Genomic DNA, 22,032 nt, shown 5'->3' with positions numbered 1-22,032 from the left:
GTTTGCCTTTCTTGGCGTGCATGGCATAAGGCCAAGCCCGTTCAATCCGATTACAAGTACAGTTTTGTTTTTCTGCATGGCCTCACGCCTCACTTTCCAGGCTGATTACGTCAGCCGATCGTGATCTGAAGGCTACATTACTGTGCCTTCCGCCTCACGGCGTCTTCTGCTTTCGCTGCACAACCAGTTACTTACAGTTGCCCTTCGCCAATGTTCGCAATGCTTGAAGATCAGGTCACATGCACATTCTCTTTGTGCGGTATATGTTGCCTGTGCACTTCACCATTAGGGCATCGTGGTTATGTGTAATCACATTGCGGACGCAGCAGAGCTGTTGTGTTCTCTGCTGAGGCTAGTCATCTGCACGTTCTTATGCGTGCTCTACTTGCGGCCTTGCAAGTCAGGGCTGGAAGTCCTGCCATGCTCGGTTACTTGTAGCCGAGAAGGTGACTGACCGAGTAGTTAGCAGTGTTTGCCCGCCATAGAACGGTGCTTAATGTAAATACCGATAGCCATAGCAACTGCCGCAATCGGAACAATCCACCACAATTTTCTAAAAATATCGAAAAGTCCTGTTGGAATGCCTGCCGCCCTATTATTTGTAAAAATAGCAGTTGTATCAGAACTCAGCACCCCGCTTGTGCTCTTGTCGGTCAATTCATAGCCATCCTGTTTGTAGTCACTTTCCGTGATACTGTAAGATGTGCCGTTATAAAGTGGCGTAATGACAGCCTTGTCGCCGCTCTGGAGACTAAGCTCTATCTGTCCTTTGTCGTCAAAAGAGAGATTCTGCCTTTTACCATTTATCAGGACCGCCAACTTATCACCAGTAATCGGATGATCCGCTCCTTTGGTCATCTTTACAGTAAATTTGAACGGCTTATCACGACTGCCAAGGTTTCCAGTCACATGGTTTTCAATCGTCAGTGATGAAGTTATATTCTTGTTTATGATAGTCACCTCATCATCTTTGATTTCAGCTGGGTTACTGCTGTCGTTTGACGATTCATAATAGTCCGGATCATTCTCATAGATCTTTGTAACATCATAGCTATTTTCAGCCGTATCAGTCGGCAGATCAACAGAACGACTCCAGGTGTTCTTATCGTCCGAGGCTTCATTGCTCTTGCTCAGAGTAATGTTGTACGTTCCTGCGCCTTCTGAGCCATCCTGTAATGTTTTCAGCGGTGCCCACTGTGCATAAAGATTGATTCCCTGATCGGAATGAGTGTTCTCCGTAAACGAAGCCATATTTCCATAATCAACCGTATATGGATCAGCATTCTCATAGACAATCTTTCCATCCTTTTCATTGCCAATCTTCCAGCCAATGAACACATAGCCTTTCTTTGTAAACAGATTGGCTATCAGAGCGGCTGTCTCATTTCTGGCAAAATACTGAGGAACCGGCATACCGTCGGCATCATTATCTGCACCATTTCCGTGGAAATAAACAGGAAACTTCTTGTCATTGGTAATGGTCAACTGGTCTTTATTATCGCCTGTCAGATCATTGTCTGTCTTTGGGTTCCATTTTGCCGCATCACTGGAATATCTTAATTGTAACGATTCATAGAATTTTGCAGAATAGGTATCTGAATCACTTGGAACAACCAAAGACCCGCTTGATACCTTTGTCCATGTGGAATCCGTTTTGTTTGTATCATAAGTGATCTTTTCAGACTGCTTTAATGGAACCCACTGTGCATAAAGCGTTATATCATCGCCAAATGAATGTAGCTGCTTCGGATCATACGCATCACCAGTTCCGTCCGGCTTCGTGTTCCATCCAGCGAACATATAGCCGTCTCTGGTATAAGGATTATCATTCAGAACCGTCGGCTGATTCAGCGGCGCCTGCTGTAAAACACCATCGCCCGAAGCATCATCTGCGTTCTTATCAAATGTAACAACGGCCACTCTTGTGTTTGTCACAGTTAAGCCATCCTGAAGGTCGGACAAATCATATACTTTTCCGTTGCCGACAGAGGAAACATAATGTGGGAAATAATTCTTTTCGGTAATCTTATACTGATAGTTTTTCAAAGTGTTGTTTACAATTGTAAATGCACCGCCATTAGCTGCCTGATCAATAGTCTGTTTTTGAGGAACCCACTGTGCGTAAAGTGTTGTGTTACCAGAAAGACTGACATTCTGATCCTCCTGATACGCTGTACCGGTACCGTTTGCGGCGGTATTCCACCCGGCAAATACATATCCGTCTTTTACATATGTGTTTGATGTCAACGAGAATGGCTTTGCTGGATCAAATGTATATACCGGCATCGGATAATCAGTTGTTCCGCCATTTCCGTCATAGTGGAGAACAGACGCTTTCACCCACTGTGCATGAAGTGTAAGATCTTTGCCGCCAACATACTTATCAAGATTCCAGTATGTACCATCATTTGCATTTTTACCGTATGGGCGATAGAGCATTATTCCATCATCCGTAAACCATCCATCAAAGATATAAGCGTCTGTGCTGTCATGACTCACTTCATACTGGTTTAATGTATCAAGTTCATCTGAGTCTGGTTTCAGGCCATCTGTAATGGTAAGTGTTTTCTGATCGGACGAAAGTGTTCCGGCCGCAGTATTGTTTTTCTTTGAAATTGTTCCATCGTCGTTCTGAAGGGTCAATGTGAATGCGCCACTGGCACTGCTGACTGCTAAGGCTTTCAAAATAGCTTTCTTTGGTGCTGGATCTGGTGATTCAGTGCTCGAATCTGCTTTTTCATCTTTTTGAGAGCTGCCTGGAGAAGGAGATGCTGTCAATGCCGAATCTGACGATTCATCTGCATTATCTTCTTTTTCAGTACTGTCCAACTTTGATGCCTCATCACTATCTGAAATGCCGGCTTTTCTTTCTTCACCGGCACCAGCGTTCTCAGCCGTGCCATCATCTGCAACTGCATCGGCAGGCGCAGATGGCTCTGGAGAAGCATTTGGTGCACCATCTTCGCCGTACACCGTCAAAGATGACGGCAACAGACACGTCATACTGATCAAAACTGCAGCCATTGTATTTAAACATTTCTTCACCAAAACATGCCTCCTTCTCCTTTCTTGGGTAAATCTCAAACTTAACGATGCACTTATCGGGCAAGACTAAAGCCAGGAGCAAGCGACCCACGGTAAAAAGGGCCGGGGGCACTACCCAAGGAACCACTATAATATACGTAGCCTGCGAGGTTTGAATCGTCCGTACCAGTCGAACGCAGCCAGCACCAGCGGCTTGAGCCATATTTAATCTGGAACTTTGACTGAACATAGTTCCATGTAACCCAGTGAGCGCGTGCCTTGTCCTGGCTTTCGCCGTTTTTAAGTCCAAGGTTCTGTGCACCTAAAGCGACATTTCTCTGATACATTCCTTTGTGGCTCTCATCAGATCTAGAATAGTCATTCTCAACGCCCTCATAGATCTGATTTCCTCGTTGCCAGCTTGCGGCTGTGTTTGTCCTGACCGGATACAGTTCCGAGAACGAAAACAGCCAGAGTTTGTCATAAGTCGTTTTTAAGGATGAACCATCTGTTTTATTCCACTGTGTATCAGCTTTTACAGCTTTCTTTCCAATTGCCTGCTGAAGTTCTTCTGGGAAGCATGAGATCAGTGCATTTGATGATGTAACATTACTGATATCCGTGACCTGTCCTCTGTCTTTTGGACCGTTTGCAGCCCCGTCTCCATAATATCCAAACGCCCCATCATGAACGCCATTGGCCACATCCTTGTCTGTTGTGTCATCGGTTCCGTTCAGAACAGCGCGAATCCGAGAGCCGGCCCAGCCACTTTTAGTTGTGCCCCATGCGTCTGCGGTATTGTTATAGGTTTCGTTGTTGTAGGCGGATTCAACGCTTGCTGGATTCCAGATGGTATATTCATCTTTCAGCTCTGATCTGGTAAATGTAGAATATCCGTCGCCAATCATCGTATTATTTCCATGCTGAGTAAGACTGCCAATCGTATCGTTCATCGTAATTGGAACGGCTTTTGTGCAGGATAAAGTGTCTCCGCTTCCAATGCACTGCTCATAAACATCCGGATCTACAGAGTTCCAGTAAATAATCTGAGACCAAGTATCATCATGAATGCACCGGTGAGCATGCGACTGACCATCAATCGCGTTATCGCCTGTGGTATTGCCTGAAGGTGTGTGGCTGACAGACTTACTGGAGTAATCATCACCTGTTGCCGGGCCAAATGTCAGGCCCATAACTTTTCCGTTTTCGTCCACATCCTGTCCGATACCATAAACAGAAACCGCGTAATTAAAATCTGATTTCTGCTTTTTCTCTTCGATCTCCATGTTGATCTGCACGTTGTCAGGGCGGAGGTTTTCTTTACCAGTATCGCCTTCCCACTTTTTTGTCACAGTGATTGTTTTTATATTTTTTTCGTTTTCAGCGGCGTTGATACGGCTCAGTCCAAATGCTGAAGTTAAACCAATAATCATCGCCGTAGCGACTGTCATGCAGATAGAAAGTTTTGAATGTTTCTTTTTGTTTTTATTATCACTGGTCAGATTATTCATAATACCATCCTTTCATTAAATGCCAGATCAATGGCGGAGAACAGATCCTAGCTCTGCATCTGACTGCCATAGTGGAGCTGATCGTCTTTGACTTTCTCCTCCGTCTGAATGACGTAGGATTCCTGCCGGTAATTACCTTATGGCAATCACTAGCATTTCCTTTATGCAGAACTCAAGTGCCTGCAACGGAACAGGATTTCGTCTGCTTTTCACTTTCACACACTTGATCTGCAGACAGGTGCGAAGTCTGGCGCCTTTCGTTTGTTATATTCTGCAGCAATGAAAATAATACGGTTTACGGTGATGACCGCCTAACCAACGAGTGAAATACGTTGGCTTGCGGTGGCTCAGGGTAATCAACCAAGGCTTTTACAAGCCTGTGATTTTAGCTGTTTGCTGTTGACTCAAAAGTGCCTTATTCGATTGTGCAAAACAGTATTGTGCGATTGTCTGAATCTGACGGATCTGCCTTGCACGTTGATAAGGCAACAATCCTGAGTCTGCTATTATGTTCTGTCAGTGCAACAGAATCATTTTGTATGATTGTGCCAACATCACTGATTGACGTCGTTTCCGGATGTCCAAACACATAATCGTTTCTTTGCGAAACAGTACATAGTGCAAACGGATGAAGTTTATAAACAGTTTTTCCAACAACCAGAGTTCCGGAAGAATGACTCTCAAGATATGATTGGTTTGCAAACTCATCAAGTGCACCAAACATGGTTTTACCTTCTACGTGATGACCATAGATGAGGTTGAAACTGTCGGAAAAATCATCCGCATTTCTGGCATCAAGGAAGATGGAGCCGGTGATAGATGCTTTGCCATACGGATCGGTGTTGAGGTATTTTGTGTTGTCCTCCGCCTGCATAATCGGATAGTCGATCGTAGTATCGTTGATTGTGAGCCATGCAACTGATCCTGGTAAGTTGTGACTATCATCAACTGTGCCATCATCCAGCAGCTTTGGCTTGTATTGCAACAAGGTTTTATCGTTTGCCCTGTCGTACACCTTGATGGTGTCGTACAAAGAGTAAGCCGACAAAAATAACAGCAGTAAAAACAGTAGTGTCATTATCCTGTCCAGTACGTCACCTGCCCCATACCAGAATTTCTTAGCGGTCATATGCCCCTCCGCCTGATAACAAACACGACTTTGCCAACGATATCCTTTTTGACAATGGCACCCTGCGTACGGGAATCGTCAGTGTTGCGACGGTTGTCATTCAGCACAAAATATGAATCATCTGGCACAGTGTACGGATATGTGAGCGTGTCGCCAGGTTCTGTGGCGTAGAACACATTTTCCGTGATCTTTCCGCCATTGATACTAACTTCGCCCTTGTCCGATATATCGATCGTGCTGTCTGCAATCGCTTTGACTCGTCCGATCTTTTCTGTGCCGTCTTTGCTTTTGTAAAGCACCGGATCATCGGGATTGATCGTGTCCAGTCGGTAGACGATCACCAGATCGCCATCTTTTATGGATGGATACATTGCGCTTGAATAGGTAACCCTGAGACCAAAGATAAATCCAAACAAAACAACAAGAATGCCTGCATAAATCAGGACTTTCAGCAAGAATCTTTTGAAATAACGCATAATACCATCCTTTCTGTCGCCCGTTAGGTGGAGTGCCCCCCCCATTAAAAAAAGAGGACAAAGGCAGCAACTGCCCCTGCCCTCTTATTGGCGTCCTATGCTAATTGGACTGTCCGTGGAATCAGGGTTGGCTCTTATTCCTCGTCCTTCTTCTTGTGCTTGGAAACAATGACTGCACCTACACCAGCAATACCGGCAATGCCAGTTGTGGCAAACGGTGCAACTGCCATGATTACGCCTGTCGGCGTGTTGCCTTCCTTGACGTTTGTATATGCAACGGTTGTATCGGCCGTGATAGCGTCATCTGTCACAGTGTATGTGGATGCATCCATGGCAATATCCTTTTCTGCATCACCATCACCTGTCTTGGTATCACCAGTAACCTCAGCCGCCGGATCGTAACCTTCCTTATCCATCAGGTCGGCATCTTCATTGATAGAATATGCTGTCTTATCAGCAAGACCCTGAATCTTGATGGACTGACCGTTCTGTAACCAGAAATCCTGTGTAACTGTGCCATCTGCGCCAACTGTCAGTGTTGCGGGGTTGGTGTGAGCCTCTGTGTTGACACCGCCAGTCTTTGTTGTTGCGTCTGCATTGGACAGGTCTACATCGTAGACTGTGCCAGCAACGGCGTTGGACAGCTTGACCGTCATCTTGAAATACTCATCGTGGGAAGCCTGATTGCCAGATACGGTCTTGCTGATGGTCAGGTCGTGAGTGGTATAGTCGTTGGTATAGCCCTTAGACTTTTCAGCTGTACCTGTGCCATCACGCTTTACAGTTCCATCCGGCTCCGCATTCTGTAACACATAGCCGCCAATTTTCAGGGTGCCGTTGTCGTCATTGACATATACGTCCATTACTCTTGTGTTGTCTGCATCATTTGTAACGCCCTGGTTGGTTGTTGCCTGTTCAGTAATCAGATAGCGGTAAACGCCCGGCTCTTTGTACTGCACACCAGAGAAATCAACTGTCACATCGTGACGTGCATACTTCTTTCCAGTATCCAGTGTCAGCAGATCTTTGTTAGTGGTCTTGCCATCGTCCTGATTGCGAACTGTTACGGATGCCGGCTGATCCTGAATGGCATCATATGTTGTGTCGCCCTGGGCAAATACAGCATCGCTGATTGTCGGAGCGCCAACAACGTTGTTAGCATCGTTGCCTGCGTAAACATGCAGTGTAGATGTACCGTCAGAATCCAGTGCTGTTACACCACCATCGATGGAAAATTTGAATGTGGCGTTAGGAACCTCAGACTGAGAGTTCATTGTCAGGTACTTTTCAAATACAGCGTTGCCACCGGCAACTGGCGCATATGTAGTGCCCTCAGCGGCAAAAACGCTGGTTACGGGCATTGCGCCTGCCATAGCCAGTGCGCCAACAACGGCGCCAGCTTTTGCAAAAATACGTCTCCTTCTATTAGAATTTGTCAAAATATATCCTCCTTGTCGGCATGACGACCGGCTTACAATTCGTATTGCTGCGGGGGTAGGGCAGAATATAGACCGTATTTGGGTAACACCGGAAAAATAAAAAACTGCATGCTTTTCCATGCAGCTTTTGCAGTTGGCAAGAATAATCGCCTAAAAAATGGGAAAAGAACACTCTCCAATGATGGGGATGAGACACTTCCTGCATTGTTTTTAGGGGGCAGAAGCGCCATCCCTGTCCGGTTCATCTGCGCTGCTTGGCGCTACCAGTTGCAGCGGCACAGTGCTGTTCTGCATTGTCTTTCGGCATCTTAGGTGGAAAAGCGCCTTCCGGCCTATATCGCCGAACCTTCTGGCGGCACTGCGCTTGTTGCCGGGTGTGTTTGCGGCAGTTTCATGTGGCGGCAAAAGAAAAATCGGGCGGGAAATCGCCCGATTTTCTATTGAATAGGAATGCGTTTGCCTTCCGGCTGAGCGAAGTATCTGTTTAACTCTTCAGTAAGCATACGCTCAATCGCCATTGTCTGGGTCTGCCCGGTTTCAGCGCAGTACTGCTGGAGCCGCTTTTTTACAGCCCTGTCGATGTACAGGCTTAGGGTTTCTCCGTCTTTCTTAGGCCTTGCCATTTAAGCGTCCTCCTTGAACGTTACTTGCCCATTCATGAGCATGGGAAGAAGGAAATCGCGGAGAGAAGTGAGCTGGTTGGTTTCATCATTTATTCTGAGTAATTCTGCATCAATATTATCAAATATTGAGTTTGCTTTACTTTTTAATTTATCTGGAATATTAAGAACATGATATTTGTTCATATTCTCTTGATTGATTTTCATTTGTATTGAACCGGTTTTTATTAACACTACAGGAACATGCTTTAAAATCATCATTAGCAAGCGACAATGATATCCATTCGCTGGCTCTAATACGTGAGCATGATTATTAACCCATGTCTCGCCGGAGATTCTTTGTATTATAGGGTATCCATTCTCATCCATTACTGATCCATCTTCAGCAAGCAATACATAATCACCTTTGAAAATCGCACGGTTAACATATCCCATAATTCCTGTGGCCCCGTAATACGGGATGCGTCCTTGCATAGAAGAACGTTCTTTACTAGCTAAAGGAATGCGCTCCGAGTCGTGGTTGATTGTAATATCACCTATTGTGGTTGTATTCCACCCTTCCGGTATTTCTCTTTTTAACTCTTCATTCCATATCATTTTCCCGCCTGATGACTTGTATGGCTTGCCGTCCTCATTTGGAAACTCGAACTGTAAGAACCAGTAATCGTAAATGGTCTTGGCAAGGGATTCGAGCTGGGAAGAAATGGCGTTGTTGTTTTTGATTTTCTCATCTAATATTTTCAAGACCGAAATAAGCTGCTTTTGCACATCTATACTTTTAGGAAATGTGATCACCGCTCCCGAAATATTATCGTTATATAATCGCTGTATTGTACTTCCAGACGTTACTTTCCAAGGATTGGTTTTGTAATAGTAATAAAGATAATCATTTAAAACCATAGACTCATCGTTATCAATCCAGACAATATTTGAGTCTTGAAAAAAAGCATCTTCGCCATTATATATAACAGTTTTTCCAATCGTACCAGCAGCTGAAATAAGCACATCCCCTTTTTTTGGATAACTATATTTTGTCTTGTATTCGTTGTATAGTTTGCGACTAATAAATGTATCAGCCTTTCCACCAAATGTAGAAATTTTATAGAAAGGTATTTCTTCTGAAGGAGATGTCTGTTCCTTTAACACTCTTTTGCACATGCACACTTTTCCGATATCCCCTAAAGTGCAAGTTTCAGTCCTCATACTTCAGCCCCTTGAGATCCTTCTGGATTTCTTTCTGCAGCTCATCTCCTTCTGCGAACAGCTTATCCAGATTTTTCTCGTATTCTTTCAGCTTCGCGTTGAATTCATCCTCGGTTAATTCCACGTATTCAATCTTCACTTCAAAGTACTGCCCGGCAGAGAACGAGTAGTTCTTCTCCTTGATCTGGTCTGTGGTCACGACAACCGAGAAGTCTTCAAGAGCCTCACGGTTATTGAACGTGCTGATAATCTTTTCAATTTCATCGTTTCTGAGAACGGTGCGCTGGTTCTTGCCTTCCTTGCGCTTTTCACCAAGCTTGGATGCGTCAATCAGAATAACCTTGTCATCATCGTTCTTTGTCTTGTCAATGAAGAGAACGGATACGTTGGTGCCTGTATTAGCAAAGATATTGGATGGCATGGACACAACACCTTTCAACCAGTTGCTATCAATCAGTTTCTGACGGATCTTAATTTCAATTCCGCTCTGCGCAGTGAGGAATCCCGTCGGGCAGACAATAGCTGCCCTGCCGGTATCATTCAGTCTCCAAAGAACATCCTGGATGAAGCATAGATAAATGGGCATCTTGTCCTTTTTTTTCGGCGTTATGTTCGGCACTCCAGCAAAGAATCTGTCGGTCTCTTTCCAGTTATTTTCAATTTCATCTCTGGTGGACGAGAAGTCCGTTTTGAACGGTGGATTGATGGTCACATAGTCAAACTTTTTATATCCGCTGCTCGGGTCATGGTTAGCGTTGTACTGAGCAGGGCTGGTCAAAGAATCGCCCTGCACAATATTATCCAGTGATTCTGTAAGACCATTGAGCATCATGTTCATACGCAGAAACCGGGTAGACTTGGAGGAAACGTCCTGGCAGTAGACACGTGCCCTGTTGCCGAACTGCCCGTGCCCAAGTTCGTTAGCAAGATGAAGGACCAGGGAACCGGAACCGGCTGCGCAGTCTAGCACTTCGTAAAGCTTGTCATCTTTAACCTCCGACATTCCAACGAGAATACGTCCAATAATTGAAGAGACAGACTGGGGCGTAAAGTACTCCGCATAAGTGCCGCTGGCAACATTGTAGTTTTTGATAAGGTATTCAAAAATGGTGGAATAAAAGTCAAAGTTCTCTCCGAAAGCAGCACTGAAATCAAATTTATCTTCCGAAATGGTAGAGAATAAAGATACCGCAAATGTGTTTCTCTTATCACGGTCGATAATGGTTTCTGTGATTCTGGTAAACAGCGGTTCTTTTTCACCACCGGCGGTGCAGACCTTGAATTTGTCGTTCTCCGGATAGTTGGAAATGCGTTCCAGCGCATCATCAAAGAGCGTGCTGAAATCCTTTCTTCCGGTTCTGTTAATCAGGTATTCAATGGTATCTTCCTGATGGAACACAACATCTGTCGGGTGAGCATCGTAAAACGCATCCAGCTCATCATTTTCATTCTTGAGTACTTCATCCACGGATTCACCAAGTTCATCAGCGAATGCATGGAGGTTGTACATGTACTTGTCGTTCAGGAACTTATAAAGGAAGGTGGAAGTAACCACTACCTCTTCATTGGCGGTGTTTGACAAGCCATATTGGGAGCAAAGTCCCTGCAGCTCATCAATCATCTCATCAATCTTGGTTTCAAGTGCGTAATAATCGGTTTTGTTTTCTGACATTTTCTGTCTCCTCATCTGTAACTCTGCAGGTTGGTGTACATCTTAGACAGCAGCGTCTGAATCCACGTCTTCAGCCCCAGGTTCTTATACAGTCCCGCCTTGATAAGCGGTACAACCACTTTTTTCTTGGTTTCATCAATAAATCCCTGCCGTCCTTGAACAACCAGAATATTAGTGTCCACCCCAGCCTTAATCTCCTGATATATAAGTTTCAGCGCGTCTTCAATATCCTTATTGCTTAAATCCGGATGATTGGAGACTGCATCCTGATAAGTCTTTACCATGGCAAAGTTTCCATCATAGATAGAAGAGAGACGCTCGTTTTCTTTGTTGATGGCGATTGCCTTCATAAGAATCTCTTTCATCTTGCCGGTCAGCCCGCTCAGATCATCAATGTTCTTGATATCCATGCTTGAGAATAACTGCTGCAGAGCCAAATCCAACTTAATCATCTCGATGTCTGACTTATTGCGGTTCTTCTTAATCTGCTTTTTGACGGCGGTCAAAGTTTCTTTGAAATCCTTGTACACTGTGCTGCTTGGCTCAAATTTGCTAAGGTCAATCACCGAAATCTGTGTCTTAATAAACTCATAAACGATTTCAACGACCTCATCATCTGACAGAATATCCATCATTTTTGTTGGCTCTGACTGCAGATTCAGGAAGTCAATCCGTTCCTGTGTCACATGGAGCTTCTTCTTTGCAGCGTCATAATCTACATTAGCCGCATCATCCATGGCATTGGACAGCATGAATTCGACGTAGCAGTCCTTAATTCCATTCAGCAGCCGCTTGATTTTGAGAACAGTATCCTTGTTGTACAGAGTCAGACGCTGCTGAAACTTCTCAATGTCGTCTGTATCCACAAGGTCATTGAGCTCTGAGAGATAGCTATTGTATTTCTCGCGAATCGTGTCAACATCAACAACAAGGCCAGCAAGACTGTTATGCTCTTCATCGTCTGTATCGTTAAAATCCTTCTCAAGCTCCTTCAGGTAGTCATTCAGCGTCCGGTCATACTCCTCATCAATGTCAATGAAGTCTGTGATATAGCCGTAATGGTAAACCGTTCCGTTCGGGCTCTTGTAAGGTCTATTGACGCGTGAGATGGTCTGAAGAAGATTCTGCGCATGCGGTCCGCGGAGAAGATACATCTTCTTCAAACGACTGACATCATAGCCTGTCGTAAGCATGTATTCCACGATGAGCAGGTCAGGCTTGTCAGAAGTCTTAAACTCAACCTGGTTATGTTCATTGGCGTTTTCCTGCATTGGATTGCCTTCATCTGAGATGACAAGTCCTGTTATCAGGGATGAGTTCTTTTGAAACCATTCGTGCAGCTTTTTTGCCTGTGGATTGGAACGGCAGACAATCATTCCACCGATACTCTGGTCCTGATTCACCAGCCGGAAATTCTTAAAATCCTTTTCAATGTATTTGCCAAGATAGTTGATATACGGATCTGATTCATAGACATCAGCCTTGTCCAAATCCTGTCTTTCCAGTTCAAGATTGTTGTGAATATCAGTCTTAACGACAGTATCAATTTTTTCCTTCTTGATTCTCAACGTATACCCATCCGCAATAGACTTATCGTAAAAATATTTGTGGATGTAATCACCGAATTTAAGATTGGAACGTTCTTTCTTGGAGAGCAGCGGAGTTCCGGTCAGTGCCACAAAAACCGCATTCGGGTCGCAGAGTATCAGATTCTTAAAGTAGGCACCTTTCAGCGCATAAGAACGGTGTGCCTCGTCAATAAAGAAGACTCTCTGAATGTTGGAATTGTAGGCGTTTCCAGCCTTCGGAATAGCCTCTTCAAACTTCTGAATATTAACGACAACGAACTCTCCAATTGCGTCGGTCTTTCCGGAATGCGGAAGCACCTTATTCAGTTCCTTACTGAAACCGGCCTTGGACTGTGCATTAACCACATCAAAGTAGCGATTTGAGAATTCCGTATTATCCTGTCTGAGTAGTTCCAGCCGGTCAACCACAAAGTAGAAGCGGGTAATGATGTTCTTCTTTGCGTAATAATCCTTCAGAATCAGATTGATATACATAGCAAGCTCTGTCTTGCCGGAGCCCTGGGTATGCCAGATGATTCCACGCTTTTCACCCTTATCCAGTCTTCTGATAAGCGCACGGCTTGCGAAGAACTGAGGGTAACGCATGATGTGTTTCTGAGGACGTTTTCCCTTCAAATAGAGCAGTCCATAGTGCAGGATGAACAGGAATCTTTCCTTGTCAAACATGGACGTCACAAACCGATTGCAGGGCGTTGTAACAATGTTATTGGTTGCAAACTCCGGAGTGTCATAGATAGACGGACTGTACCCGAGGTCTTTGATGATAGCCCTCGTATAAGCTTCATCCAGTGCTTTGTATGGATAGTTCTTCAGATAACCTTTTTCGTCCTCGCGGAAGAACGAAAACGAAGTGTTCTGCCCGTTCGGAGTTGTGTAGAAAGAACCAGCACGAATCATGGACACATCATCTGAATCGTCATTTTCATACTCCATATTGTTGGAGAATGAGACGAGCTGTATCAGATTGAAATACTTTGTCCATGCACGATTCATCAATCGCTGGTTGACCATTCTGTTGAATTCCTGCTGGATTCCGCCCTCATTATTCGGCTTCTTTACTTCCAGAAATGCCAGTGGCATGCCGTTAAGCAGAACATTGATATCCGGGCGGAACGAGCCTTCCTTCGAGTCCTTCTCAACCGTAAACGACAGTTCATCAACTACAGCAAAATCGTTATTTTCGATGCAGTCAAAGTCTACCAGCTTTACATCCGCTGTTGTGTCGGTCAGTCTTCGATAGAAAGATCTGCCAAGATCATTATTTCGAATCAGAGAGTGGATCTCAGAAATCAGCCGCAAAATCTCATCATCAGTAAAAGATCTTCCGTTTATTTTTTCAATTGCCGGCTTGAAACGGTTTACAAAAATCTTCGTATCAAAGTCAATGTCAGAGTCCTGCAGAGACTGGTAATTATATCCGAGCCTCAGAAACTGCAGGGTTGCAGGAATTTTCACCCTTGTATTTTCGTCAAATGATTTTATCATATTTACTCCTAAGCTCCTGCTAATAGTATATGCCAAATCGTCAGCATAAATCATCAATTATCAGCATAATTGAAACTGGAAGAAAAGGGACGATGTGCCGTCCCTGAATCAGGCATATATTTACGGGCTAGATCGAGCCCGTTATAGCAGAATTGATGCAGAAACTACAGTCGGGAAGGACGGCGCCACAGCAGGCTATTCATCACCCCTTGCGTTTTCCACGAAGTTCACGACATCCTGATAGCTGTTCAGCTCATTAAAAACCCGTTTGGCTTCATCAAAGTCGGCACATGGTCTCAATCCCGGCATCAGCATGCCTGTCCCATCTCCGTTTTCTTTGTAATAGTACCCCTCTACGAAGTACTTTCCCCCGAATTCAGTCACGGAAGCCAATGTGCATCCGAAATATTTCCTTTTCACCGCCTTCTTCTGTTTCATATGTGCTCCTTCCCAAAAAATTTGTTTATTTATGTTATTGAGAAAGGTCTCAGATTATTACGAACAGATGATGCAAGAAGGAAAATCTCATGTAATTGAGGGCATTGCCTGCAAACGCAGGTAATCCTTGTTGGGTGATGCTGGATAATTAAAAAGACCAATGCTCATGCCGGATAACCAGCGTTTGTAAGCACTGCCGATATTGTCGATCGTACCTGTGAGAGATGTGGAATCGACCTCTTTCAACCATGGATGTTCTTCCTTCAGGCATGGCAGAAGGTAGTTGAGTTTCCTATCAAAAAGAAAAGGAGAATTCTGATCCAGTTCTTTCCGGCTGTTATTCATTTCCAGAATTTGGTTATACAGCCATCTCGAGCATCCAGTCGTGCTGCGAATCTGCTGTAACTGTTCCTGATTGGGATAAAGGCGAATAACAAAGCCCTTCTTGATCATTGACATCAGAGTTCTCCCTTCTGTTTGTATTATGCTAGCCGACGGCAAAATATCAGTAATGCCGTTACAATTCATCACGGCTTTGAAAAACCGTGTTTCCTTGCTCCATCTACAAAAAGAGCTATGACTCACCATTGCGAGCATAGCTTTTTTTATGCATTGGAAGGCGGATTATTCTTTTCCGGAAAGCTCTTTCTGTCTCTGTTTAACCCACTCAACGTCTGCTTTCAGCTCTTTCTTATATTTTGCATAGGTATGAGGATCAATCCCAAGTTCCTCCCGCATTTCCCTGTCACTCAGCGGGCCGCCGAAGATATTCAGCCGCATGATCATGATGTCTTTTTTCTCTTTTGCCTTCTTTGTCTCCAGCTTTTTTCCTTTGTTGTGGTCCTGGGTATCTCCACGGATTGCTCGAACATAAGCCCTTGCATTTGCAATTTCAGTTTTTTCGCTTCTATTTCGTTTATACATCTCTGAGATCACAGCTTGTGCGGCCTGCATAGACACATTTTCTCGCTTCAGAAAATCAGTATTCACCCATGGCGTTTCAAGGAACCTGAGAGCAATTCCTTTTTCCCATGCATAACCGTAAATATCATTTACAACCAATTCGTCCATGGAAATGTCAATCATTGACACCATTACCAGGACATCCCCATTTTCAAACCTCCCGATAAGTTCTTTTAGGTACTGGATATGAACGGGTTCAGGGCGCATCGTCATATTCTCGGTATAGATAATCGGAAGCTTCCCGTCGAGGTTGAAAAAATAGCTGTTGATTCGTTCGGTTTTCTCGATCGACATCCATTTTTTTATTCGCTGCATCTGCCCCGATCCGATGTACACATACCCATACCGCTTCATGGCTCTCATTTTAACAGCAGCACTCGGTTCAATGCGCATCTCTTTTGATTTACACAAAACTTTTCACATTATAATGTGAAAACCTTATATGTTATTTACTGGTTTTCACATTTTTATTAGAATACAGATAACTGAGAACGGAGACAAAACATGTTTAGAAGATATCTGTATAACAACAGGAAATCCATCGTTATCATTGACGATCGAACACATCTTCCTGTTCCTGAAATAACGGACTTTCTTGCACACCTGAAGACGCATGGGTCAGCGGACTTCACCGCTATCAGTTATGGCAGTGAGCTGCTGAAATGGTACAGATTCTGCGCCGGTCAAAATGCTGATCCGCTGCATGTTTTTGATAAAGATTCCGACACACAGGCATTATTTGATCAGTTCATTTTGTCAGAAGCGGAGCGCGGAAACTGCAATAGCACAATCAACCATGCGCTTGCGGCTGTTTACAGCTATTACAACTACCTTTATGTGCGGAAACTGATTCCCTCTGGTCCTTACCAGACATTCAGCACAACGTTTAACCGACATAATAAGAACTTTTTGAAAGGGCTCGCCAGCAGCTATTCCGAAAGTATCGGCAGGGATGCCTATGTGAGAAGAGATCCGGCGAATCCAGTCAACTTCATTTCATGGGAGCAGTACAAGAAAATGCAGGAAGCCTGTATTCATCCACGGGATAAAGTCCTCATTGGAATCATGTTTGAGTGTGGAGCCCGAATCGGCGAGGCACTTGGCATTCGCATTGAGGACATCAACCTGGAAGATAATGCGATCCAGCTCGTGTATCGAGAAGATAACCCGAACAATGCCTATGTAAAGCGGCATTCCGAGCGCTGCATTTACCTCTCAGACTACCTCTCCGGGCTGCTCTGTGAACTGCTGATCTCCATGACCGACTTAAACCCGAAATTTCTCTTTGTTGTCATGTACGGGAAAAACAAAGGCAGGCCGATGACCTACGACAACGCCAGAGATATTGTTGCCCGTGCCGGCAGACTTGCCGGGCTGAAAGTTCATCCGCATATGCTTCGACATGGATTTGCTCAAGTACGGCTGAACGATGAAAAATCTCCGTTCACCCTGGATGAAATTGGGAAGACCATGGGGCATGCCAGCGACGAATCAACGAGGATCTATGCAGGCTTGTCAGAAGAGACGATCCGGCGGAAATCAAAGGAATATCTGAAAGAAAGGAATCTGGATGAAATCACTGATAAGGAGTTTGACGGAAAAGACGGAAAAACAGATTAGCCGCTGCGTTGAAAATGATGTTCTGAATGCAGAGGCAGTCATAAATATCTCAAAGCAGAAGACAAAGTACACGGTGCCTGCTATTGATCTGAGCTTGAAATTCACCAGCGATGAACATCTGAGAAGAAACCTGTGTATTGCCTACTACTTAATGTCCTGGAAAGCGTCGATTACATTCTGCGTCCGCGGGATTCAGAATTTTATTCGGAATACGTATAAGGAAGGTGATGATCCGGATTACCACCGCTTTATTCATGATCTTCACGCTTCTTTTTCACAGAAAGACACCTATACTTCTCATCGGAAAAGCTGGTATGCAGAAATCCTTACTGCGGATCTTCTTCCTGTTCCCAGAGGCGCAGATGCCAAAATGTCGTTTTCATCGCATTGTGCTGAATACAAAATGCTGGATCTTCTTGGCGCCTGTATTCTTCTGAACAGGGAAAGAGATCTCGATTCTGCGCGAAACAATGCGCTTCGCATGTTTATCGATGTCTCCTATATGCCTGAGAACCTGATTAGGCTGCTGGCAGAATACATATATACGATGCTGGAAACGGGGAAATACTCGTATTTGAACCTGAGAAAAGGGCTTGTGAAATTGTTCAGTCACGGTCCCATCCCGGATTCTGCCATGAAAAACGCCGTGTCATTGACAGACTGGCTTAATTACGCACATCAAACATCTGGAATTGCACGAACTTTTACGAATTACGTCACTGCGGGATCGCCAAGACCATCCAATCTGATGGACTACGACGTTTGGTATTCGAATTGGTTCAGACATGGGGACCGCCGGATGAAAGGATTTTCCAGGCAGCATCGCTTTTCATTTGCAGGTCTTACTGACAGCGGCAATAAAGAGCTGGTTAAGGTTTATATCCTTCATCTTCTGGGGGATACCGAACTGTCATATGCACATGTATATGATCAGTTACTTCTTATCGCGATGGTTTTGAGGGAAATGGATCGCCCGGCACTTCAAATAAGCACGATTGAAGCAAATGATTACTGCACCTCAAAAGTACTTTTCAGAAATGCAGAAACCGGTTCTTCGGATAAGGCGCTCCGGTATGTTCAGGGAATAGCTTTTGCGATGTACTCATTCACCCATTACGTCGCAATAAAGAAGAAACTACAGGTAAACAATCCCTGGACTTATTCCAGAGACGCCTATCGGGTCAGAAAGCAGAACATAAAAAGAAGAGCCGTCTCATCCTACGTTCTACGCCAGATCTTCAAAGTTCTTCCGGATCTGCCGGAAAAGTATTCTCTGGTCTTCCTGGTGATGTTTGATACTGGGCTCAGAATCTGTGATGCCTGCTCACTTCGCAGACAGGATCTGATCGTGCATGGAAAAACCGCAAGCACAGGAGAATTCATCATTACCGGGGCACAGCTGAATTACTACAATCATAAATTTAATCACGAAGCGGTGGTGTTCGTATCAAAGTCCCTGGCAATTCTCCTGGACGCATGGAGATCAACATTAGATTCCAATTCAGAATATATGTTCAGCGGCTTTAATACACGCTCGACCCCCATACATACAAGCGCTGTTCGGAGAGCACTGCAGAAGTTCTTTGCGGAAAAAGGGATTGTTGAGGCAGACGGAACACCGTTTCACTTTGAACCGCACGGTCTGCGACACACCTGCGCCGTAAGAATGTTTGAGGCAGGCGTTCCGATTGCGACAATCAGCGCTCAACTGGATCATCAATCCATTGCTATGACAATTCGGTATCTGGATTCTATCGAGGTGGAAACAAAGAAAAAGAACCTGAAATATCTTAACCAGCGCGGAGAAGAAATGATTCTTGACGACGAGAACAGCCTTTCAGATGAGGATAAGACTCAAATCCGAAAAGCCAGGAATCGCCTCAGAAGAATGTTACTTCCCAATGGAATATGCGGACGTCCAGAGCTGCTGAAGGAATGCCCGCACTACTGCACCTGTGTTTCAGGACGATGCCAGTATTTCTACACGAACGCTGATTACCTCCCGGTACACGAAGCTCAGTATAAGGAGGAACTGAAGCTGATTGCCGCTTCGCAGTCTGAACCGGAAAGACTGACTCACCAGAAGAACGCGACCGAGCTCAAGCGTGTCATAGACATGATTACAGATCATAAAGGAGTCCAGAACATTCATGAAGAAAACAGCGAAAGAAGAAAAGAACAGGGTTCTGATGGTTATCGCACCGCATAATCCTAAATTCAATGGCCGCAGCATCCTTCTCTCTGATCCGGAGCTGTTTGAGAGCCCGTTAACTGGGGAAGCAGGCACAACTGTTCTCCCAAATGTAGAAAACACCTTTCTGAACAATGAGGTCAGAGGCTTTATCGAAGACATTATTATTGAAAGGCATTTCACCGTTGAGAGTGCCAAGCAGTATATCAATCACCTCTGCTGTCTTTCGTTCATCTGCAAAGGTGCTGCATATAAAAATGCAGAATCATTTTCAGAAATTGGTAAAAATATCTTTATTGACGACGTTCTGACTGGACTCCGGGAGCACGGATATGAGGTTACAAAGCGGTCACACCGCCGCTTTGACAACATAGTGCGGTTTTATGAATGGGTTTATGAGATTCAGAACCCGCATAACGGATTCCGCTTTGACGATGATATCTGGCGGACTTCTGATGTAATTGAAAAATTCCATCCGCAGACAGGCCCGCGAAATGCCGATCATATTTATTTCAACAATCTCGAGAATCCCTGGCTGAAGAACGCAGCAAAGCATGTATTTATCTGGCAGATTCATTCGGTGGGGCTTACGACTGACATTCAGTATCTTTATTTTCTGTCGCATCTGGATTCATTTATGCAGGAAAACGGAATACAGGACATGTCACACTTCGACCGTGATGATGCGGAAGCTCTAATTGAATATCTGCATGGACGTCTTCCGTCTTCTTCAACCTATAACCATGTACTCGGAGCAATTGAAGAGTTCATGAAGACAGCGGCATTGCGGCATCTGGAAGGCATGACAGAAGCAGACGTCTTCTTAAAGACGGACCGGCGCAGAAAACCAAAGCCGGACCCGCACCCTTATTCCGACCGTGAGCTGTCAGCGGTATTGAAGCACGCAGAGGATTTGTCGCCGATATGCAGGGATGCACTGATAGTGCTTCTTCTGCAGGGATATCGCAGCAGTGACCTGTGCGCCGCCAGAATTCTAAAACCGGATAGAACTCCGGCTCTGACTTTTGATGAAGATGAAGAAGGCGGCGGATGGATGATCTATCTGTACCAGTACAAGACGAGGAAATGGTCTCTGTTCCCGCTGCAGGGAGCTGCGGGAAGAATTCTAAGCCGGCGGATTGAGCTTTCAAAGCAGGAATATGGGCAGGATTGTGAATACATCTTCGCTTTCGGCACCGATTCGCACCTGCAGACAGAATATCTGAGGCGTGAACTCAGAAAGATGGTTAAGGCAAATGACATCAAGGGCGATGACGGCAAGCCGCTTCAGATTGGGAATCTGCACAGATTCCGGCAGACTGTAGCAAGCGAACTAATTCGTCTGAGCAATGATCCTGAAATGGTTCATGTCTTCCTGGGACAAGTCGATGATGAATCTCTTGGTCATTACATCAAGATTTCTGATGCAGAACGGATGGAAGGCATGAAGAAAATTCATCAGGAAAACGATGCGCTCATTCACAATATTGGCGAAGATACGAATGTTTTGGATGATAAGACTGTTCCACCTGATGCAGGAGAGAAACAGTTGATCCCCCTGTCTAACGGATTCTGCGGGAAACCAGGAAATGGCATCTGCTCGCACGCCAATGCTTGTCTGAACTGTTCAATGTTTTTCCCTTCCAGAAAATACCTTGAAGTATATCTGTTCCAGCGGCGCAAGTTGAGTATAGCCAAAACCGCAGCAGAAATGGAAGGATACGACACAATCGCTGAGCATGACGAAAATATGATACGTAAGCTCGACAAGATCATTCATGCAATCCAGGGAGGTGAAGCTGTATGAACGACGGAAAGAACCTTAACAAATATCAGGCAGAACGTTCAACTAAGAAGCACGAAGATGTAATAAATGCAGTAAAGCGTCTGAGAAAAAAAGGAACGCCATTTTCTCTTCGCAAGGTCGCTAAGGAAGCTCATGTTTCGGCTCAGTTCATTTACGCAGACAAAGAGCTGTTCGCTTTTGTGAAAGGCAATATGGATGAGGAGGTGCCTGCCGGAAGACCACCTAAGCATGGCGGTGCTTCCATAAAGGAAAAAATGGAAGCAGAGTTCAAACGGCTCAAGGAAGAAAATGCAGCATTGAAGCGCGAGAACGAGCGGCTGCGTAAAGATGAAACCTATAAGGAAGAACTTGAAGAATTAAAGCAAGCCTATAACGCACTTCTGCTCGTTCTTACTGAAAAGAAGAGAACGAGTGCCATACAGTCGTATGGAATTGTTGAGCCTGCATTAAAAGATGAGAAAACCGGAGTGTCAAGAACTCGTGAAAAAGGAAGACTTCCTATGAAAGATCAGTTGAGAATTGCGCAACAGAAAAACAAAGAACTTTTAAACCAGGTGAGCTTCAGGATTGCTCAGAACGATGAATTGAAAAAGAAATACGAAGAGAAATGCAGAGAATGCGATACCCTGAAGAAAGAGAAAGCTGATCTTCTGAACGGCAAAGGCAAATGTGAAACACCTGTTGACGACTCGGACGATGACATCATTGATATGGGTCTTGGAATCAGCTACAGCAAACCTGGAAAATACAAGGCGTGAAGTAACAGCCTCACGCTTTCTTTATGATTGAGACGGCATAAAAAAAACAGGAAATGCTATGCCTCTCCCTGCATGGATTCCGTCTATGTTATTTACGTTATTGACTA

General features: G+C 44.7%; 16 protein-coding genes. 4 read left to right on the top strand and 12 right to left on the bottom strand.

The annotated features are described in order from the left end of the window. Positions 1–462: 462 nt before the first annotated feature. From MOZ60_RS02900 to MOZ60_RS02845, 12 genes are all read right to left on the bottom strand, one after another. Positions 463–3,045, bottom strand: coding sequence for an InlB B-repeat-containing protein (locus tag MOZ60_RS02900; RefSeq protein WP_370595588.1), 2,583 nt, complete (start codon positions 3,043–3,045; stop codon positions 463–465). 53 nt (positions 3,046–3,098) lie between these two features. After that, positions 3,099–4,535: a DUF6273 domain-containing protein gene (locus MOZ60_RS02895; protein ID WP_370595587.1), complete on the bottom strand. Its 1,437-nt coding sequence runs from the start codon at positions 4,533–4,535 to the stop codon at positions 3,099–3,101. A gap of 415 nt (positions 4,536–4,950) precedes the next feature. After that, positions 4,951–5,664 (bottom strand): class B sortase, encoded by a 714-nt coding sequence (locus MOZ60_RS02890; RefSeq protein WP_370595586.1) that lies wholly within the window; start codon positions 5,662–5,664, stop codon positions 4,951–4,953. Next, complete coding sequence (gene lepB, locus MOZ60_RS02885) at positions 5,661–6,140, bottom strand: signal peptidase I (protein ID WP_370595585.1); 480 nt, start codon at positions 6,138–6,140, stop codon at positions 5,661–5,663. The genes MOZ60_RS02890 and lepB overlap by 4 nt, the downstream gene beginning before the upstream one ends. A 134-nt stretch (positions 6,141–6,274) precedes the next feature. Next, complete coding sequence (locus tag MOZ60_RS02880) at positions 6,275–7,579, bottom strand: DUF7601 domain-containing protein (protein WP_370595584.1); 1,305 nt, start codon at positions 7,577–7,579, stop codon at positions 6,275–6,277. A 437-nt stretch (positions 7,580–8,016) separates the two neighbouring features. Then, on the bottom strand, positions 8,017–8,202 hold the full coding sequence (locus MOZ60_RS02875) for a RepB family protein (RefSeq protein ID WP_370595583.1): 186 nt from the start codon (positions 8,200–8,202) through the stop codon (positions 8,017–8,019). Next, on the bottom strand, positions 8,203–9,402 hold the full coding sequence (locus MOZ60_RS02870) for a restriction endonuclease subunit S (RefSeq protein ID WP_370595582.1): 1,200 nt from the start codon (positions 9,400–9,402) through the stop codon (positions 8,203–8,205). Further along, positions 9,392–11,074: an HsdM family class I SAM-dependent methyltransferase gene (locus MOZ60_RS02865; RefSeq protein ID WP_370595581.1), complete on the bottom strand. Its 1,683-nt coding sequence runs from the start codon at positions 11,072–11,074 to the stop codon at positions 9,392–9,394. The genes MOZ60_RS02870 and MOZ60_RS02865 overlap by 11 nt, the downstream gene beginning before the upstream one ends. 11 nt (positions 11,075–11,085) lie before the next feature. Beyond that, positions 11,086–14,148: a DEAD/DEAH box helicase family protein gene (locus tag MOZ60_RS02860; RefSeq protein ID WP_370595580.1), complete on the bottom strand. Its 3,063-nt coding sequence runs from the start codon at positions 14,146–14,148 to the stop codon at positions 11,086–11,088. 195 nt (positions 14,149–14,343) lie between these two features. Further along, positions 14,344–14,586, bottom strand: coding sequence for a hypothetical protein (locus tag MOZ60_RS02855; protein ID WP_370595579.1), 243 nt, complete (start codon positions 14,584–14,586; stop codon positions 14,344–14,346). A gap of 87 nt (positions 14,587–14,673) precedes the next feature. After that, positions 14,674–15,045 (bottom strand): helix-turn-helix domain-containing protein, encoded by a 372-nt coding sequence (locus MOZ60_RS02850; protein WP_370595578.1) that lies wholly within the window; start codon positions 15,043–15,045, stop codon positions 14,674–14,676. Positions 15,046–15,210: 165 nt separating this feature from the next. Then, entirely contained in the window at positions 15,211–15,903 is a 693-nt protein-coding gene (locus MOZ60_RS02845) for a hypothetical protein (protein WP_370595577.1), read from the bottom strand. Positions 15,904–16,053: 150 nt separating this feature from the next. Between MOZ60_RS02845 and MOZ60_RS02840 the strand changes: the two genes are divergently transcribed. From MOZ60_RS02840 to MOZ60_RS02825, 4 genes are all read left to right on the top strand, one after another. Continuing rightward, entirely contained in the window at positions 16,054–17,169 is a 1,116-nt protein-coding gene (locus tag MOZ60_RS02840) for a tyrosine-type recombinase/integrase (RefSeq protein ID WP_370595576.1), read from the top strand. Between the two features lie 370 nt (positions 17,170–17,539). After that, complete coding sequence (locus tag MOZ60_RS02835) at positions 17,540–19,378, top strand: tyrosine-type recombinase/integrase (protein ID WP_370595575.1); 1,839 nt, start codon at positions 17,540–17,542, stop codon at positions 19,376–19,378. Further along, entirely contained in the window at positions 19,320–21,167 is a 1,848-nt protein-coding gene (locus tag MOZ60_RS02830) for a tyrosine-type recombinase/integrase (RefSeq protein WP_370595574.1), read from the top strand. Before MOZ60_RS02835 ends, MOZ60_RS02830 begins: the two co-directional genes overlap by 59 nt. Then, positions 21,164–21,925, top strand: coding sequence for a DUF6262 family protein (locus MOZ60_RS02825; protein ID WP_370595573.1), 762 nt, complete (start codon positions 21,164–21,166; stop codon positions 21,923–21,925). Before MOZ60_RS02830 ends, MOZ60_RS02825 begins: the two co-directional genes overlap by 4 nt. Positions 21,926–22,032: the final 107 nt, after the last annotated feature.

Origin of the sequence: Grylomicrobium aquisgranense (assembly GCF_033971865.1) — a bacterium.
In the GTDB taxonomy this organism is placed as follows: Bacteria; Bacillota_I; Bacilli_A; order Erysipelotrichales; family Erysipelotrichaceae; genus Bulleidia; species Bulleidia massiliensis.
This window is presented reverse-complemented; position numbering and strand designations above follow the sequence as displayed.

Excerpts from the sequence above, each read along its gene's own strand:
- MOZ60_RS02840 (WP_370595576.1), top strand. The coding sequence starts at position 16,054 with ATGTTTAGAAGATATCTGTATAACAACAGGAAATCCATCGTTATCATT.
- MOZ60_RS02875 (WP_370595583.1), bottom strand. The coding sequence starts at position 8,202 with ATGGCAAGGCCTAAGAAAGACGGAGAAACCCTAAGCCTGTACATCGAC.
- MOZ60_RS02895 (WP_370595587.1), bottom strand. The coding sequence starts at position 4,535 with ATGAATAATCTGACCAGTGATAATAAAAACAAAAAGAAACATTCAAAA.
- lepB (WP_370595585.1), bottom strand. The coding sequence starts at position 6,140 with ATGCGTTATTTCAAAAGATTCTTGCTGAAAGTCCTGATTTATGCAGGC.
- MOZ60_RS02825 (WP_370595573.1), top strand. The coding sequence starts at position 21,164 with ATGAACGACGGAAAGAACCTTAACAAATATCAGGCAGAACGTTCAACT.
- MOZ60_RS02855 (WP_370595579.1), bottom strand. The coding sequence starts at position 14,586 with ATGAAACAGAAGAAGGCGGTGAAAAGGAAATATTTCGGATGCACATTG.
- MOZ60_RS02890 (WP_370595586.1), bottom strand. The coding sequence starts at position 5,664 with ATGACCGCTAAGAAATTCTGGTATGGGGCAGGTGACGTACTGGACAGG.
- MOZ60_RS02830 (WP_370595574.1), top strand. The coding sequence starts at position 19,320 with ATGAAGAAAACAGCGAAAGAAGAAAAGAACAGGGTTCTGATGGTTATC.
- MOZ60_RS02865 (WP_370595581.1), bottom strand. The coding sequence starts at position 11,074 with ATGTCAGAAAACAAAACCGATTATTACGCACTTGAAACCAAGATTGAT.
- MOZ60_RS02835 (WP_370595575.1), top strand. The coding sequence starts at position 17,540 with ATGTCGTTTTCATCGCATTGTGCTGAATACAAAATGCTGGATCTTCTT.
- MOZ60_RS02850 (WP_370595578.1), bottom strand. The coding sequence starts at position 15,045 with ATGTCAATGATCAAGAAGGGCTTTGTTATTCGCCTTTATCCCAATCAG.
- MOZ60_RS02845 (WP_370595577.1), bottom strand. The coding sequence starts at position 15,903 with ATGAAGCGGTATGGGTATGTGTACATCGGATCGGGGCAGATGCAGCGA.
- MOZ60_RS02870 (WP_370595582.1), bottom strand. The coding sequence starts at position 9,402 with ATGAGGACTGAAACTTGCACTTTAGGGGATATCGGAAAAGTGTGCATG.
- MOZ60_RS02860 (WP_370595580.1), bottom strand. The coding sequence starts at position 14,148 with ATGATAAAATCATTTGACGAAAATACAAGGGTGAAAATTCCTGCAACC.